Below are 15,494 nucleotides of genomic sequence, written 5' to 3'. Positions count from 1 at the left end.
TTGAAATTTAACGGGCCGAAGCTCGGCATGATTGACTGAGGGAGTCTCAGCCAGTGTGTGGTGCTATTCGGGCTGAGCGTCGAATACCGTCTTTCAGCTTGAGGAATTACTCGGTATTTAGTGATTAAAAAGGATATGAATGAGTTGTGAGGTGTTTATTTATTCTTTATTAATTTTTTGTTGCTGGCATGGATTCTATATTTTTTGAGGCTTTTGCTTGGGGGGAAATCGAGCTCGATTGTTCCGTTCAAACCGCAATATTTTCCAACGCGTAAGCATCCTCGTCTCTTTCATCGATCTGCTTGATCTGCTCAATCATCGCCTCCGCCAACGGCGACAACCGATACCCCGCCCGACTGACAATCCCGTAGCGGGTATAGCGCTCTTCCAAGTCCTCAGCCAGCCCATCAATCTTCAAACACACCAACTCACCCCGCGCCATGTGCAGCACATCGCTGTTGGCGCTGACGATGCCGATCGCGTCCGAGCGCAACACCACACCCATCAGGCTGTAGCCGTTTTCACACTCCACATTGGGCAGGTAATCCGGCCGGCCGCTGAGGTCGACGATGACTTTGCGCAGGTTCGGCGGGCGAATCGTCACCGCCAGTGGGTAGCTCATCAGCTCGGCGGCGCTGACGCTTTCGCGCTCGGCCAGCGGGTGCCCGGCGCGGCAGCAGAAGTACCAGCGCCGCGCGCGCAGGCGGTGGGTGTGGTAGTCCGGGTTGGCTTCGAAGTGGCGGGTGTCGGCGACGAAAAACTCGAACTCTTCGCTGAGCAGGCGTTTGCTCAAACTTTGCCAGTCATCCACCTGGAACTGCACGCGGGCCTTGGGGTAGCGCCCGATAAAACTGCCGATGGCACGCGGGATCAACCCGGCAGCGGGCGCCGGGCCGCAGCCGAAGCGCAGTTCACCGGCTTCCAGGCCATTGAACTGGCTGATCTCGTTGGCCAGCGCCTGCGCGCCGCTGACCAGGCGCCGTGCATGTTCGAGCAGCACCTGGCCTTGCTTGGTCGGCGCCAGGTCTTTGCGGCCACGGTCTACCAGTTGGCAACCGGCACTGTGTTCCAGCGCCTGGATGCTGCGACTGAACGCCGACTGCGACAGGTTCACGGCCAGCGCCGCCGCGACAAAACTGCGTTGTTCGGCAAGGGCAATGAAGTGGCGAAGTTGGCGTAAGTCGATATGCATTTTTCACATCAAAAATATCCGGGAAATGCATTGGCTATGCATTAGGTCGACTCCTTATAAAGGCTATCTCTTATGCAGTAAATGTTCGATAAAACATAAATAAATAACCTTTTGGAATATCTGATAGTTGATATTTCCGGGTTTCGGAGCCGCTTATGAGTCTGTTGAAGTCCTTGCCCCTGGCCATGTTGGTGGCCGGCAGCACCAGTTGGTCGCCGACCCAGGCCGCCGAAACACCTGCGCCTGCCGGCAAGGGCGAAAACGCCAGCGGCCAGCTTGAGACCGTCACTGTGACCGCACGGCGGCGTACCGAAAGCGCCCAGGCAGTGCCGACGCCCATGAGTGTCATCGGCGGCCAGGCGCTGGAGAGCCAGCGGGTCTACCGCATTCAGGATTTGCAGCAACTGGTGCCCAGCGTCAACGTCGCTTACATGCATGCGCGTCAGTCCAGCGTGTCGATTCGCGGGTTGGGCAACAACCCGGCCAGCGACGGCCTGGAAGGCAGCGTGGGGCTGTATATCGACAACGTGTACCTTGGGCGGCCGGGCATGGCGGTGTTCGACTTGATGGACATCGAGCAGCTCGAAGTCTTGCGCGGCCCGCAAGGCACCTTGTTCGGCAAGAACACCACGGCAGGTGTGATCAATATCAGCACGCGCGCGCCGAGTTTTACGCCGGAGCGCAGCATTGAAACCTCGTTGGGCGAGGACGGTTATTTCCAGACCAAGGGCACGATTTCCGGCCCGCTCACCGACGAGTTGGCGGGGCGTTTTTCCGCCTATCGCACACGCAGCGATGGCGACATCAAGAACGAATACGACGGCCATGACCTTAACGGCGGCTCACGCCAGGGCTTTCGTGGGCAGTTGCTGTACAAGCCCAGCGACACCTTCAACCTGCGCTGGATCGGTGACTACAACGAGGAGGATTCCAGCGCCGGCACCCGCGTGCTGTACAGCACGGGGCCGACCATCAATGGCACCAACCTCTATCAGTCTCGGGCCGCAGCGGCGGGCGCGAGCCTGGTGGACGGCACCCATCGCAAGGTCAATCTGGACAACGACCAGCATGTCACCGTGTTCCAGGGCGGCACTTCATTGGAGGCCAACTGGACGTTGCCGAGTGACTTCACCCTGACTTCGGTCAGCGCCTATCGCTGGTGGAATTTCACCCCGCGCAATGACGACGGCCTCAACGTGCCGGCGTCGTATAACGCCGGTGTGTCGGTGGAAGATAAGCAGTGGTCCCAGGAATTCCGCCTGGCCTCGCCCACCGGCGGTTTCTTCGACTATGTGCTGGGCGCCTATTACTTCGGCAACTCGCTGGATAACAAATCCTTCGCCTATTACGGGCCCAAGGCGGATATCTGGAATGGCACGCCAACCGGCGCCTTGAATGATGTGAGCAGCGTCGGCAACGGGCATATTCGCACCGACAGTTTTGCCCTGTTTGCCCAGGGCACCTGGCACCTCACGGAGCGCCTGGATTTCACCGCCGGTGTGCGCGGCACCTACGAAGAAAAAAGCGCCTGGGTCAGCCGCAATGCGCCTTTGGGTGGCGCTGCGGTCACCGGCGCCGCTGCCACGGCGCGGCGTGGGCGCACCGGCGCGTATGACTCCGGCGATCTCAACCAGTACAGCGCCACGCCGTCGGGGCTGCTCAACCTGAGCTATCACTTCAACGACAACCTGCTCGGCTACGCCACGTTGTCCCATGGCGAGAAGTCCGGCGGGGTCAATTTGGTGGTGGGCTCTGCGCCGACGGCCGGGGCGGATTCGCTGCTGGTGGGCACCGAGCGCGCCAACAACGCCGAGTTGGGGTTTAAAAGCACGCTGTGGGACCGCCGCCTGCAACTCAATGCCAACCTGTTCTGGACCCAGGTCAACGGCTACCAGACCAACGCCTACGACCAGGAAAACCGCGTGCAATACCTGACCAACGCAGGTTCCGTGCGCTCGCGCGGCGTGGAAGTGGAAAGCACGCTGGTGCCGATCCGGGGCCTGACGTTGAATATCAATGGCTCGTTCAACGATGTGAGTTACCTGTCTTACAAAGATGCGCCGTGCCCACCGGAAGTCAGCTTGCGCCCGGGTGCGCCGGCCTCCTGCGACCTGAGCGGCCACCAAGTGGTGGGCGCGTCCAAGTGGATCGCCAACGCCAACGGCGAGTACAAGTGGAACCTGGATAACGGCTTCGAACCTTACGTGACCGCCAGCTACGCATTTCGCTCCAAAGCGGTGGGCACGGTGGAGGATTCCGACTATGGGCAGATTCCGGCCTACGCGGTGGTCAACCTCTCTACCGGCCTGCGCGGCAACTACCAGCAAGGGCAGTGGGATGTGTCGTTGTGGCTGAAAAACGCCTTCGACAAAACCTACTACACCACCCTGTGGACCGGAGGCAACGGCGGCTACGAAGGCTTGCTGGGCACGCCGCGCACCCTAGGCGTGACGGGCCGCTACGACTTCTGAGCCAGTGCGGTAGGTGGCCGGGCTGAACACCCGCGTCACCGCCAGCATCGCCAGCACCGTGACCGTCAGCACCACCCAGGCGCTGACAAAGTTGCCGGTGAGTTCGCGCAGCCAGCCGGTCAGCCAGGGTGAAACCGCGTTGATCAAAAAGCCCACGCCCTGCACGAAGGCCGCCAGTTGCCCGGCTTGGCGTGGGTCGCGGTGGTGGTCGAGGGTCAGCAGCAGGCTCAGGGCGAAACACGCGCCCAGACCAAAACCGCACAAGGCTACCCACAGGTGCGGGTACTCCAGCGGTGCGAGGATCAGGCCGAGGTAGCCGACAGTCTGTGCCAACAGGCTGATGCCGAGCAGCGGGCGACGGTCGATACCGCGCTGGGCCAACACCGGCATCAGCAGCGCGGCGATCACCTGGAAAATGGTCATGAACGCCAGCAACGAACCGCTGGGCAACACGCCCCAGCCCAGTTGCTGATAGTAGGCCGGCAGCCACGCCACCATGCTCATGTAGCCGCAATTCACCAGCCCGAAATACAACGCCAGCAGCCAGGCCCGACGATTGCGCAGCCCCTTGAATGCCGGCGCGATTTGCAGGTTTCTCGCCGCGCCCAACGGCAGCCAGGCCCACAGCAGCAATGCCCCCAGCGCAGGTAACAGCCACACGCCAAGCCCCGCCTGCCATTGCTGAAAATGCGTAGCCACCAGCGGGCTGAGCAACGCCGCCAGGCCACCGCCCGCCATCAACGAGGCCGAGTACACACCCATCGCCACCGGCACGCGGTGATGAAATTCGCGCTTGATCATCGCCGGCACCAACGCCTGGATCAACGCCACACCGGCGCCGCCCAGCAACGCGGTAACCAGCAGCGCCGACGCCTGGCCCATCAACCAGCGCGCCAGGCAGGCCAGCAGAATCATCATCAGGCCCAATGCGATGCCGCGTCGTTCGCCCAGGCGCGCTTCCACGCGCACACCGACCAGCGCCACCAGGCCCATGCACACCACCGGCAGGCTGGTGAGCAGGGCGCTGCTTTGGAAACTCAGGCCGGTGGCTTGGCGGATCTCGCCGAGCAAGGGGCTGATAGAGCTGAGGATGGGGCGCAGGTTCAGGCCCAGTACGACCAAAAGGCCCCAGCCGGCGAGTTTTCCCGCGAATGAATGGTTGAGCGTCATGCACGGCCTGTCGTCTGCGCAAAAGAGGCGTGAAGTATGCCCAGCCGCCAGAGTATTCTGAAATTAAATATAACCATGCCAATCAGTGGCAAACGCAATGGTGACGAGCATGTTTGATCCCGTGTTATTGCGCAGTTTTGTCGCCGTGGTGGATTGCGGCAATTTCACCCGCGCCGCCGAGCGCCTGCACTTGACCCAATCCACCGTCAGCCAGCAGATCCGCCGTCTGGAAGACACGGTGGCGTGCCAGTTGCTCGACCGTGACCAGCGCCGCGTGGTGGCCACGGCGGAGGGCGAGCGTTTGCTGGCCTACGCGCGGCGCATCCTCGCGTTGCATGAAGAAGCCGCCGATGTGTTGATCAACCAGCAAAGCGACGGGGTACTGCGCCTGGGTGTGCCGGAGGACTTTGCCGCCGAGCGCCTGATGCCGCTGCTGTCGGCCTTCGTGGTGGCCTATCCGCGGGTGCGTCTTGAGGTGACCAGCGGCCTGGGCCCCGAGTTGCAGCGCCAATACCGTGCCGGCGAGTTCGACGTGTTGCTGGTCAAGCAGATGGGCGACAGCGAGGACTGCGTGGCCTCGTGGCCGGAACCCTTGTGCTGGGTCGACAGCCGCGACATGCCGTCCCTGGGGCGCGACCCGCTGCCCCTGGTGGCGTTTCCGGTAGGCGGTTTGTACCGCAATGAAATGCTCCACCACCTGGAAGTCGGCGGCTGGCGTTGGCGTATCGGCTATTCCAGCGCCAGTTTGGCCAGCGTGTGTTCGGCGGTGGCGGCGGGGCTGGGCATCAGCTTGTTGCCACGGCGGGTGGTACAGCCTGGGCATGTGGTGCTCGGCGATGACAGTGGTCTGCCGATGGTGCAGGGCGTGCACCTGGCGCTGTATGGCCGCAGTGGGTTGGGCGCGGCCGGGCAGACATTACAGCGACAATTGCTCGATTTATGTGCAAATAACCCGCACTGAATCATGCCTTTATTGAATATTTTGCATGCCTTAAATGCATTGCAAAACAGCACCTTGCTGCCAGACCTCGAAAGACGTGGCCTTGGCGTTTCAGGATGTTCGTTTATTCAATTTGGGTCTATGTATAACTTCAAAGATTACTTTAAGAGATAAGCGTCTAGCCCCGATGATTCAGCCCTCGACGGCCGCGTTGGCAGGCCTGTCGGTTTTTTTGTGTGAAAACCGTAGGGAGTGAATCAATGGGCAATGTCCAGACCGCCGCCAGTGCACCCGAGGCGCAGTGGCGCCAGGCACCGGGTGGTGAGTTGGTCGACCTTGGCCGGCCGCACCGCGCGCCGTTGGGGCAATTGCGTTTGCAGCAAACCCCTAAGCGTTTTTCGAGCCGTCGCGAAGGGATTCTGCTCGGGTTGCTGGTGCTGGCCCTGCACGGCGCGGTGATCTATTGGGTGAGCCAGAAGCCCACGCCGGTGCTGCCGATTGTGCCGCCGGAAATCCCGCCGATGACCATCGAATTTTCCCGGCCCGCGCCGCCGGTGGTCGAGCCACCGCCTGTGCCGCCACCACCGCCGCCACCTGTGGTCGAGCCACCGCCGCCGGTTGTCGATGAGTTGGCCGCCAAGCCTGCACCGCCAAAACCTGTTCCAAAACCCAAACCAAAGCCGGTACCGAAACCAGCACCCAAGCCCGTGCCGAAGGCAGTCGAGCAGCCGCCCGCGCCACCGATACCCGCGCCTCCGGCGCCCGCAGCGCCACCGTCGCCGTCACCTGCACCGGTGACACCGGCTTCGGCCAACGCTGCGTACCTGAAGAACCCGGCGCCGGAGTACCCGTCACTGGCCCAACGCCGTGGCTGGGAAGGCACGGTGTTGTTGCGCGTGCATGTGTTGGCCAGCGGCAAGCCGGGTGAGATCCAGATTCAGAAAAGCAGCGGTCGCCAGCAACTCGACGACGCCGCACTGGCCGCCGTGAAGCGTTGGAGCTTTGTGCCGGCCAAGCAGGGCGATGTGGCTCAGGACGGCTGGGTCAGCGTCCCGATCGATTTCAAGATTCACTAACTATTCGGCAGCGGTGTGTTGGACACGCCGCCACCTGCACAGAGGGGAAACATCATGGCATTAGCATCTCCACTTGAATCCATCGAAAGCGCGGTGATCTGGCTGCTGGTGGTTTTTTCGGTCGCCACCTGGGGCCTGGCGTTGTTGAAGGGCGTGCAGTTCGGGCGCCTCAAGGCGCAGGATCGCAAGTTTCACAAACGGTTCTGGGCGGCGTCGAGCCTCGATGCCGCCGCCGAATTGGCCGAAACCCAGCCCGGCGCCGCTGCCCGTGTGGCCCAGGCCGGTTATGCCGCGATCCAGGTCGGTGATGCACCGCACGCGGCAGACTTGAGCCAGGCCATCAATCACCAGGACCGCCTTGAACGCGCCTTGCGCCAGCAGATCGTGCGTGAGCGCCGCTCTCTGGAAACCGGCCTGGCCGTGGTTGCCAGTATCGGCAGCACCTCGCCGTTTATCGGCCTGTTCGGCACCGTGTGGGGCATCATGGAAGCCCTCAAGGGCATCAGCGCTGCCGGCTCGGCCAGCCTGGAAACCGTGGCCGGCCCGATTGGTGCGGCCCTGGTCGCCACCGGTGTGGGTATCGCCGTCGCCGTGCCGGCGGTGCTGGTCTACAACTACTTCCTGCGTCGCCTGAAACTCACGGCGGCGGACCTGGATGACTTCGCCCACGATTTCTACAGCCTGGCGCAGAAGAATGCCTTCCGTGTGCTGCTGCACCCGAGCTTGAGCAAAGCCACGGCCGGCAACCCGCAAAAAGTGAAGGAGGCATCCTGATATGGCCTTCTCCACGCAAGACAGTGATGAGGTGCTGAGCGAGATCAACGTGACGCCGCTGGTGGACGTGATGCTGGTGCTGCTGGTGGTGTTTATCGTCACCGCGCCGTTATTGACCAATTCGATCCCGATCAACCTGCCCAAGACCCAGGCCGTAGCCCCGGTGGAACAGAAAGACCCGCTGGTGGTGAGCATCGACGGTGCCGGCAAATTGTTTATCAACAAGGACGAAATCCAGCCCGACCTGCTGGAGTTCAACCTGCAGGCGGCCAAGGCCAAAGACCCGGAAGTGCGGGTGCAGCTGCAGGCCGATGATGGTGTGAATTACGGCGAAGTGGCGCGAGCCATGGCGTCTATCGAGCGCGCAGGCATTACCAAGCTGTCGGTGATTACTGCACGTTAAGTTTCAAAAGCCTCGACAATTTTTTGGCCGTCTCCTTGGCAGGGTGCGGCCTTTTTTTGCCTGCAATTTAGGCTCTGACACGAGTCTCGATGTGCAACAGGGTCCAGTGTGGGAGCAGGCAAGCCAGCTCCCACATTTTTAAGTATCGTGCGATTGATATTTTGGTTATTAATAAATAGCTTCTTATTCCTTAACGAATATAACCCTCGTCCCTATACTGACCAGCAACGTTAAACGCTGCAGGAGGGCACACCCATGCACAGCGAGTCGATTCGTTATCTGATCGTGCCGGGCTGGCAAGGATCGCCAGAAGATCATTGGCAAAGTCATTGGCAGAACAGCCTGCCCAACAGTGCGCGCGTGGAGCAGGCCGATTGGCTTACTCCCCGTCGCGAAGATTGGGTAGCCGCACTGGCCGAGGCCATCGCCGCCGACAGCACGCCGGTGATTCTCATTGCCCATAGCCTGGGTTGCATCACCGTGGCCCACTGGGCCGCGACGGCGCCGGTGAATTTTCTGCGGCAGGTGCGCGGCGCCTTGCTGGTGGCGCCGGCCGATGTCGAACGCCCAGCCTGTGCCCCCGCCCTGCGTAACTTTGCACCGATTCCCACGCACCTGCTGCCGTTTCCCAGCCAAGTGGTCAGCTCCGACAATGACAGCGCCGTCAGCGCCACCCGCGCCTTGGAGCTGGCCCGCAACTGGGGCGCCGAGGCCGGCATTTTGTCCGGTGCCGGGCATATCAACGTGAAGTCCGGTCACCAACGCTGGGAACAGGGTTTCGCCTACCTCTATCGCTTGCAAAACCGCCTTGAGCATCACGCCCGGCGCCGTGCATAAATTTTTTCAACGCCCCGTCCCTGAGCGGATTTGGGGCGGGAGCCTGCCATGAGTCATGACACCTTTGGCCAGCCGTTGCTGACCTTTCCCGATGCTGAAAAAAGCCCGCTGAGTATCCGCGCCAAGGCGCTGGTGTTTGTCGACCCGCGTTCACGCCAACTGCGTGAAGAGCTGGAAAGCCTCGCGCCGCGTGCATTGCCGGTGTTGATTCGCGGCGAGACCGGCAGTGGTAAAGAGCTGCTCGCGCGGCATATTCACCGGGGCAGCGATCGCACGGGTTTGTTTGTGTCGGTCAATTGCGGTGCCATCAGCCCCACCTACGCCGACGCCGAATTGTTCGGTTATGCCGCCGGCAGCCACAGCGGCGCGGCCAGCAGCCGCGCCGGCTGGTTTGGCTCGGCCAATGGCGGCACCCTGTACCTGGACGAGATCGGCGACTTGCCGCTGCCGATCCAGGTGAAATTGCTCGCCGCCCTGGAAAACCATGAAGTCACCCGTGTCGGCGCTCATCAGCCAAGCCCGGTGGATGTGCGCCTGGTCGCCGCCACCAGCATCGACCTGGCCCAGGCCGTGGCCGCCGGCAAGTTTCATGAACGCCTGTTCCATTACCTGAGCGAAGGCCAACTCGACCTGCCGGCCCTGCGTGAGCGGGTAGGCGACATTTTGTCCCTGGCGGAATATTTCCTCGGCATCTACAGCCAGCGCCTGGACCTGCCGGTGCCGCTGATCAGTGATGCCGCCCAGCGTGTGCTCGAGCATCACAGCTGGCCGGGCAATACCCGCGAGCTGGAAAACGTTATTCACTTTGCGCTGTTGGTAAGCAGTGGCGATGAGATTTTGCCCGAGCATTTGAACCTGCCCGCCGCCGGTTCGCCGTTGGAACAACTGCGGCGGATCTTCGCGAGTGCCAGCGCCGCCGAACAGCAAACCTTGCTCAGCTTTCTAAATGAACAGCCGCAACATGAGCAAAATGGAATATCAACGTGAATAAAAGATATTGTTCGGGAATAAAAAATATAGGTATTGTCCACCCCACGCCGCGATAGCACTTCGCTGGCACACCATAAAAACGGTCGTCAGAGACGCCCCGGAATTTCGATAAGGACACTGCATGAAAAAGGTTCTGTTGTTTACCGCACTGGCGGCTGCCCTGACTGCAAGCTTCGCCCAGGCCAACGAGAAACTGGTGGTAGCGGCTACCCCGATCCCGCACGCGGAGATCCTTGAGTTGGTCAAGCCGACCCTGGCTAAAGAAGGCGTGGACCTGGAAATCAAAGTCTTCACTGACTACGTACAGCCCAACACCCAGGTTGCCGAGAAACGTCTGGACGCCAACTACTTCCAGACCCTGCCGTACCTGGAAAACTTCAACAAGGGCAAGGGCACCAACCTGGTCACCGTGATTGGTGTGCACGTTGAGCCCATCGGCGGTTACTCGAAAAAGATCAAGAATATTTCTGAACTCAAAGATGGCGCCACCGTGGCCATCCCGAATGAAGGCTCCAACGCCGGCCGTGCCCTGTTGCTGCTGCAAAAGAACGGTCTGATTACGCTCAAAGACCCGACCAATGCACTGGCTACGCCGAAAGACATCGCCAGCAACCCGAAAAACCTGAAATTCAAAGAGCTGGAATCGGCGCTGCTGCCACGCGTGCTGGACCAGGTTGACCTGGACGTGATCAACACCAACTACGCCCTGGAAGCCGGCCTGAACCCAGCCAAGGACGCACTGATCATCGAAGACGCCAAGTCGCCGTACGTGAACTTCCTGGTGGCCCGCCCGGACAACAAGGACAGCGATGCCATCCAGAAGCTGGCCAAAGCCCTGACCAGCCCGGAAGTCAAAGCTTTCATCGAGAAGAAGTACAACGGCGCGGTAGTGCCTGCGTTCTGATGTAAATAAAACCCCTTTCAAGGTTTGAACGCCGACGGCTACTGCAGCGTCGGCGTTTTTTTGATTGTTCCCACGCTCCGCGTGGGAATGCCTCCTGTGACGCTCCGCGTCACGAGCGGACGCAGAGCGTCCCGCGCTGCATTACCACGCAGAGCGTGGGAACGATCAGGGCAGTGGCTCAGAGCTCGCGGCTATTGATCGCCCGACGCAACGCCACCAGCCACTTCACCAACTCCTGCGGATCAATCGGTTTCGCTTCGTTCATCAGTCATTCCCTCGAAACACAGACCCAGCAACCATAGCCGTCACCCGCCCAACCCGCGAATCCGCCGGTTATCTTTTTGGGTGATATCAATATGCTATTTTGGTATTTAAATTTTACTTTTTATGCCTTTAAAGTTCGCGCTACCCGACGTTACCCTCGTCGGAACGGACAGCGCCCGCCGCATTACCCCTGCGGCGTCATGGACCCAAAATGACTTTCGATTTTGCTTTTATCCTCAGCACCTTGCCGGCGTTTCTAAAAGCCGTGGGGGTCACACTGCAAGTGGGTTTGATCGCCATTGCCACCTCGTTGCTGGTGGCGGTGATCAACGCGGCGCTGCTGGTATTTCGCACGCCCTACCTGTCACGCCTGGTGGCGCTGTATGTGGAGCTGGCGCGTAACACGCCGCTGCTGATCCAGCTGTTCTTCGTGTACTTCGCACTGCCGGCCCTGGGTTTCAATATCTCCGGGTTCTGGGCGGCGATCATCACCATGACCTTCCTCGGCGGCGCCTACCTCACCGAAGTGCTGCGCGCCGGCGTGGAAGCGGTGCCGCTGGCGCAGATCGAGTCGGGTAAATCCATCGGCCTGTCGGACTGGCAACTGCTGCGCCATGTGATCCTGCCCCAGGCCGGCATCCTCAGCCTGCCGGCGTTGTTCGCCAATTTCATCTTTTTGCTCAAAGAGACCACCGTGGTGTCCGCGGTGGCGGTGCCGGAGATTCTCTACACCACCAAGAGCTACATCGCGCTCTACTACAAGACCTACGAAATGCTCGCCGTGTTGACGCTGATTTGCGTGCTGCTGTTCTTGCCGCTGTCGCTGTTGCTCAGCCGCCTGGAAAGGAGGCTCCAGCATGGCCAGTTCGGGTCTTGAGTTGTTGTGGGTGTCACTGCCGCAACTGGGCAAGGGCGCTGCGCAAACCCTGTCGATTTCTTTTTTGAGTATCGCCTTCAGCACGGTCGGCGGCGTGTTGTATGGCGTGCTGCGCACCTTGAATAACAAGGTGATCAACGCGGTGCTGCGGGTGTACCTGGAGCTGTTTCGCGCGATCCCGGTGCTGGTGTGGTTGTACCTGCTGTTTTTCGGGCTGCCGATTTTCTTTGGCCTGAGCATTCCCAGTTTCTGGTGCGCGGTGCTGGTGCTGTCGCTCTGGGGCGCCAGCGAGGTCGGCGAGGTGGTACGCGGCGCGCTGCATTCGCTGCCACGTGGCCAGCGCGAGGCGGGGTTGTCGATTGGTTTATCCGACCCGCAACTGTACGGCTACGTATTGCTGCCCCAGGCCCTGAAACGCATGACGCCGCCGACCATCAACGTCTACACGCGGATCATCAAGACCAGCTCGCTGGCGGTGCTGATCGGCGTGGTGGATGTGATCAAGGTCGGCCAGCAAATCATCGAACGCACCTACGAGTCGGTACTGATCTACGGCGTGCTGTTCCTGTTTTTCTTCTTTATCTGCTACCCGTTGTCGGCCGCCTCCAAGGTGCTGGAACGGCGCTGGGGCCAGGCATGAGCGCATTGATCGAGTTCCAGGGTTTCAACAAATTTTTCGGCGAGACGCAGGTGCTCAAGGGCATCGACCTGAGCGTGCAGAGCGGCGAAGTGGTGGTGATCCTCGGCCCCAGTGGCTGCGGCAAAAGCACCTTGCTGCGCTGCCTCAATGGGCTGGAAGTCGCCCACAGCGGCAGCCTGCGGTTTGCCGGCAAGGAGTTGCTGGACAAAAACACCGACTGGCGTCAGGTGCGCCAGGACGTGGGCATGGTGTTCCAGAGCTACCACCTGTTCCCGCACATGAGCGTGCTCGACAACATCCTGCTCGGCCCGCTGAAAGTGCAAAAACGCGACCCGCGTGAAGCCCGTGAGCAAGCAGAGAAACTGCTGGCGCGCGTGGGGCTCGCCGACAAACGCGACGCCTTCCCGCGCCAGCTCTCCGGCGGCCAGCAGCAACGCATCGCCATCGTCCGTTCGCTGTGCATGAACCCGCAGGTCATGCTGTTTGATGAAGTCACCGCCGCCCTCGACCCGGAGATGGTCAAGGAAGTGCTGGAAGTGATCCAGGGCCTGGCCCGCGATGGCATGACCCTGTTGATCGTCACCCACGAAATGGCCTTCGCCCGCGCCGTCGCTGACCGCGTGGTGTTCATGGAGGCCGGCCGCATCCTCGAACACAACACCCCCGAGGCATTCTTTACGAACCCGCAAACCGCACGCGCGCAGCAGTTTCTGGAGAAGTTCTCCTTTGTTTCAACACTGCCCAAAAAGACCAAGGAACTGGAGCTGATATGAAAAAACTACTGCTGCCACTGTTTGCCGTTGCCTTACTGGCCGGCTGCGATAAAAAAGCCGAAGAGCCTGCCAAACCCGTCGCGGCTGCCAGCTACATCGACAAGATCAAAGCGCGGGACAAGCTGATCGTCGGCGTGTTTACCGACAAGCCACCCTTTGGTTTCGTCAACGAAGCGGGCCGTTATGTGGGGTTTGATACCGACATCGGCCGCCAATTCGCCAAGGACCTGCTGGGCGATGAAAACAAGGTTGAGTTCGTTGCGGTGGAACCGGCCAGCCGTATTCCGTTCCTGCAAAGCGACAAGGTCGACCTGATCCTCGCCAACATGACCGTGACGCCGGAGCGCAAGGAAGCGGTGGACTTCACCAACCCCAACCTCAAAGTTGCGGTACAGGCGCTGGTGCCGAATGACAGCGCGGTGAAAAGCCTGGATGACCTGGCGACCCGCACTACCATCGTCACTACCGGCACCACCGCCGATATCTGGCTGACCAAGAACCACCCGGACTGGAAACTGCTCAAGTTCGAGAAAAACTCCGAGTCACTGCAAGCCCTGTCGGCCGGCCGTGGCGATGCCTACGCGCAAGACAACCTGGTGCTGTTCAGCTGGGCCAAGCAGAACCCTGGCTACCGCGTGCTGGAAGAGAAACTCGGTGATGAAGCGCCGATTGCTCCGGCGGTGAAGAAGGGCAACATCGAACTGCGCGACTGGGTGAACGCGGAGCTGGCGAAGTTGGGTGAGGAGAAGTTTTTGCTCAAGCTGTATGACCAGTATGTGCGTAAAGAGCTGAGCGATGACACCAAGCCTGAGAGTGTGATTGTTGAAGGCGGTAAGTGGCAGGGCTGATGATGATGATCGTTCCCACGCTCTGCGTGGGAATGCCGCTCAGGACGCTCTGCGTCCGCTCTTGGAGTCGTGACGCAGAGCATCACAGGAGGCGTTCCCACGCAGAGCGTGGGAACGATCTTTATCTCTACTCAGGCCAATGCCAGGCCGGCCCATCCAGAACCCCCTGGCCCACAATCTGAGTCTGCCCCAGTACCTTCTCCAGCACGATGCAATTGCATTCTTCATCCTGCTGCAACGCCGCAATCAAGCGGCTGGCATGGGACACCACCCACACCTGGCACTGCTTCGAGGCCTGGATAATCAAGCGCGCCAACGCCGGCAATAAATCCGGGTGCAGGCTGGTTTCCGGTTCGTTCAGCACCATCATGGTCGGCGGCCGTGGCGTCAGCAGCGCCGCGATCAGCAGCAGGTAGCGCAAGGTGCCGTCTGACAATTCCGCTGCCGACAATGGCCGCAGCAAACCTTCCTGATAAAACTCAATCGCAAAACGCCCACCTTGCAACGGCTCGATATTCAGCCGTGCACCGGGGAACGCGTCACTGACGGCGCGCTGCAACGCTTCGGGGTCGCCGATTTCGCGGATGGTCTGCAATGCCGCCGCCAAATCGCGGCCGTCGTGATGCAACACTGGCGTGCGCGTGCCCAGTTGCGGCTGGCGCACGGGGGCGTCCACATCGCTGCGAAAATGATCATAAAAACGCCAGCCACGGATGCTTTCGCGCAGCAGCAACACCTCCGGCGAGCTGCGCAGGCTGCCGACCTGATCGAACAGGCTGTGATAGTTGGGCGTGTGCTGGGCCAGTACGTCCCAGGCGCGGCCGTCACGGGCGCGCACCATCGGCCCGGAGCGCTGCACCAGCAGGCTGGCCGGGCGGTAGATGTGCCCGGCCCAGATGCATTCCTTTTTCACTTCCGGGTCCAGGGAGAAATACGACGAGGTTTTTTCCGGCAGCCCCAAGGAAATCGCGTAGCTGAAATCCTCTCCGGCAAACCCCAGGCGCAAGCGCCTGACGCCTTGGCGCACGACAGGCTCCACCGCCACCTCACCGCTGCGCATGCTTCGGCTGATGGTTTCCGGCCCGGCCCAGAAGGTCGAATCCAGCCCGCCTTCACGCGCCAATGCATTGATCACCCCGCCTTGGGCGGTTTCCGCCAGCAAGCGCAAAGCGCGGTACAGGTTGGACTTGCCGCTGCCATTGGGGCCGGTGACCAGGTTCAAGCGGGCCAGCGGTACCACCAGTTTATTGATCGAGCGGTAGTTGGCCACCGCGAGGGTTTTGAGCATGTGTATTTAGTCGGCGTGGGAACCCTTGGAGTATGGGATGCTCCATG

General features: G+C 60.8%; 15 protein-coding genes. 12 read left to right on the top strand and 3 right to left on the bottom strand.

Annotation, left to right across the window (positions count from 1 at the left end; all coding sequences use genetic code 11):
- Positions 1–247: 247 nt before the first annotated feature.
- Complete coding sequence (locus tag BLV67_RS29835) at positions 248–1,192, bottom strand: LysR family transcriptional regulator (RefSeq protein ID WP_069786400.1); 945 nt, start codon at positions 1,190–1,192, stop codon at positions 248–250.
- Positions 1,193–1,347: 155 nt separating this feature from the next.
- Here BLV67_RS29835 and BLV67_RS29830 point away from each other — a divergent pair, with 155 nt between their 5' ends.
- A complete protein-coding gene (locus BLV67_RS29830) occupies positions 1,348–3,663 on the top strand; it encodes a TonB-dependent receptor (RefSeq protein ID WP_069786399.1) in 2,316 nt (771 codons plus the stop codon).
- Here BLV67_RS29830 and BLV67_RS29825 read toward each other — a convergent pair.
- Positions 3,634–4,833: a CynX/NimT family MFS transporter gene (locus tag BLV67_RS29825; RefSeq protein WP_068932031.1), complete on the bottom strand. Its 1,200-nt coding sequence runs from the start codon at positions 4,831–4,833 to the stop codon at positions 3,634–3,636. The two genes, BLV67_RS29830 and BLV67_RS29825, sit on opposite strands and share 30 nt — an antisense overlap.
- 109 nt (positions 4,834–4,942) lie before the next feature.
- Between BLV67_RS29825 and BLV67_RS29820 the strand changes: the two genes are divergently transcribed.
- The 11 genes from BLV67_RS29820 (at position 4,943) to BLV67_RS29770 (ending at position 14,159) form a co-directional block, all read left to right on the top strand.
- Positions 4,943–5,794: a LysR family transcriptional regulator gene (locus BLV67_RS29820; RefSeq protein WP_069786398.1), complete on the top strand. Its 852-nt coding sequence runs from the start codon at positions 4,943–4,945 to the stop codon at positions 5,792–5,794.
- A gap of 239 nt (positions 5,795–6,033) precedes the next feature.
- Positions 6,034–6,849, top strand: a complete 816-nt coding sequence (locus BLV67_RS29815) for an energy transducer TonB (protein ID WP_069786397.1) — start codon at positions 6,034–6,036, stop codon at positions 6,847–6,849.
- 54 nt (positions 6,850–6,903) lie between these two features.
- A complete protein-coding gene (locus tag BLV67_RS29810) occupies positions 6,904–7,623 on the top strand; it encodes a MotA/TolQ/ExbB proton channel family protein (protein WP_069786396.1) in 720 nt (239 codons plus the stop codon).
- A gap of 1 nt (position 7,624) precedes the next feature.
- On the top strand, positions 7,625–8,026 hold the full coding sequence (locus BLV67_RS29805) for an ExbD/TolR family protein (RefSeq protein ID WP_017136714.1): 402 nt from the start codon (positions 7,625–7,627) through the stop codon (positions 8,024–8,026).
- Between the two features lie 255 nt (positions 8,027–8,281).
- Positions 8,282–8,863, top strand: a complete 582-nt coding sequence (locus BLV67_RS29800; RefSeq protein ID WP_065930873.1) for an alpha/beta hydrolase — start codon at positions 8,282–8,284, stop codon at positions 8,861–8,863.
- 48 nt (positions 8,864–8,911) lie between these two features.
- Positions 8,912–9,850: a sigma 54-interacting transcriptional regulator gene (locus BLV67_RS29795; protein ID WP_069786395.1), complete on the top strand. Its 939-nt coding sequence runs from the start codon at positions 8,912–8,914 to the stop codon at positions 9,848–9,850.
- A gap of 124 nt (positions 9,851–9,974) precedes the next feature.
- The gene (locus BLV67_RS29790; RefSeq protein WP_056858158.1) at positions 9,975–10,757 is read left to right on the top strand and encodes a MetQ/NlpA family ABC transporter substrate-binding protein; all 783 of its coding nucleotides are present in this window, start codon (positions 9,975–9,977) and stop codon (positions 10,755–10,757) included.
- 475 nt (positions 10,758–11,232) lie between these two features.
- Positions 11,233–11,898, top strand: coding sequence for an amino acid ABC transporter permease (locus tag BLV67_RS29785; RefSeq protein ID WP_058422589.1), 666 nt, complete (start codon positions 11,233–11,235; stop codon positions 11,896–11,898).
- Positions 11,879–12,538: an amino acid ABC transporter permease gene (locus tag BLV67_RS29780; RefSeq protein ID WP_065930871.1), complete on the top strand. Its 660-nt coding sequence runs from the start codon at positions 11,879–11,881 to the stop codon at positions 12,536–12,538. The genes BLV67_RS29785 and BLV67_RS29780 overlap by 20 nt, the downstream gene beginning before the upstream one ends.
- A complete protein-coding gene (locus BLV67_RS29775; protein WP_065930870.1) occupies positions 12,535–13,311 on the top strand; it encodes an amino acid ABC transporter ATP-binding protein in 777 nt (258 codons plus the stop codon). The genes BLV67_RS29780 and BLV67_RS29775 overlap by 4 nt, the downstream gene beginning before the upstream one ends.
- Positions 13,308–14,159, top strand: a complete 852-nt coding sequence (locus BLV67_RS29770) for a transporter substrate-binding domain-containing protein (protein ID WP_056858162.1) — start codon at positions 13,308–13,310, stop codon at positions 14,157–14,159. The genes BLV67_RS29775 and BLV67_RS29770 overlap by 4 nt, the downstream gene beginning before the upstream one ends.
- A gap of 127 nt (positions 14,160–14,286) precedes the next feature.
- On the opposite strand, the gene BLV67_RS29765 is transcribed toward BLV67_RS29770, so the two are convergent.
- The gene (locus tag BLV67_RS29765) at positions 14,287–15,447 is read right to left on the bottom strand and encodes an AAA family ATPase (protein ID WP_069786394.1); all 1,161 of its coding nucleotides are present in this window, start codon (positions 15,445–15,447) and stop codon (positions 14,287–14,289) included.
- Between the last annotated feature and the right edge of the window lie 47 nt (positions 15,448–15,494).

This window comes from Pseudomonas salomonii, from assembly GCF_900107155.1.
Classification (GTDB): Bacteria; Pseudomonadota; Gammaproteobacteria; order Pseudomonadales; family Pseudomonadaceae; genus Aquipseudomonas; species Aquipseudomonas salomonii.
The sequence above is the reverse complement of the archived record's forward strand: the minus strand, read 5'-3'. Positions and strand labels throughout refer to the sequence as shown.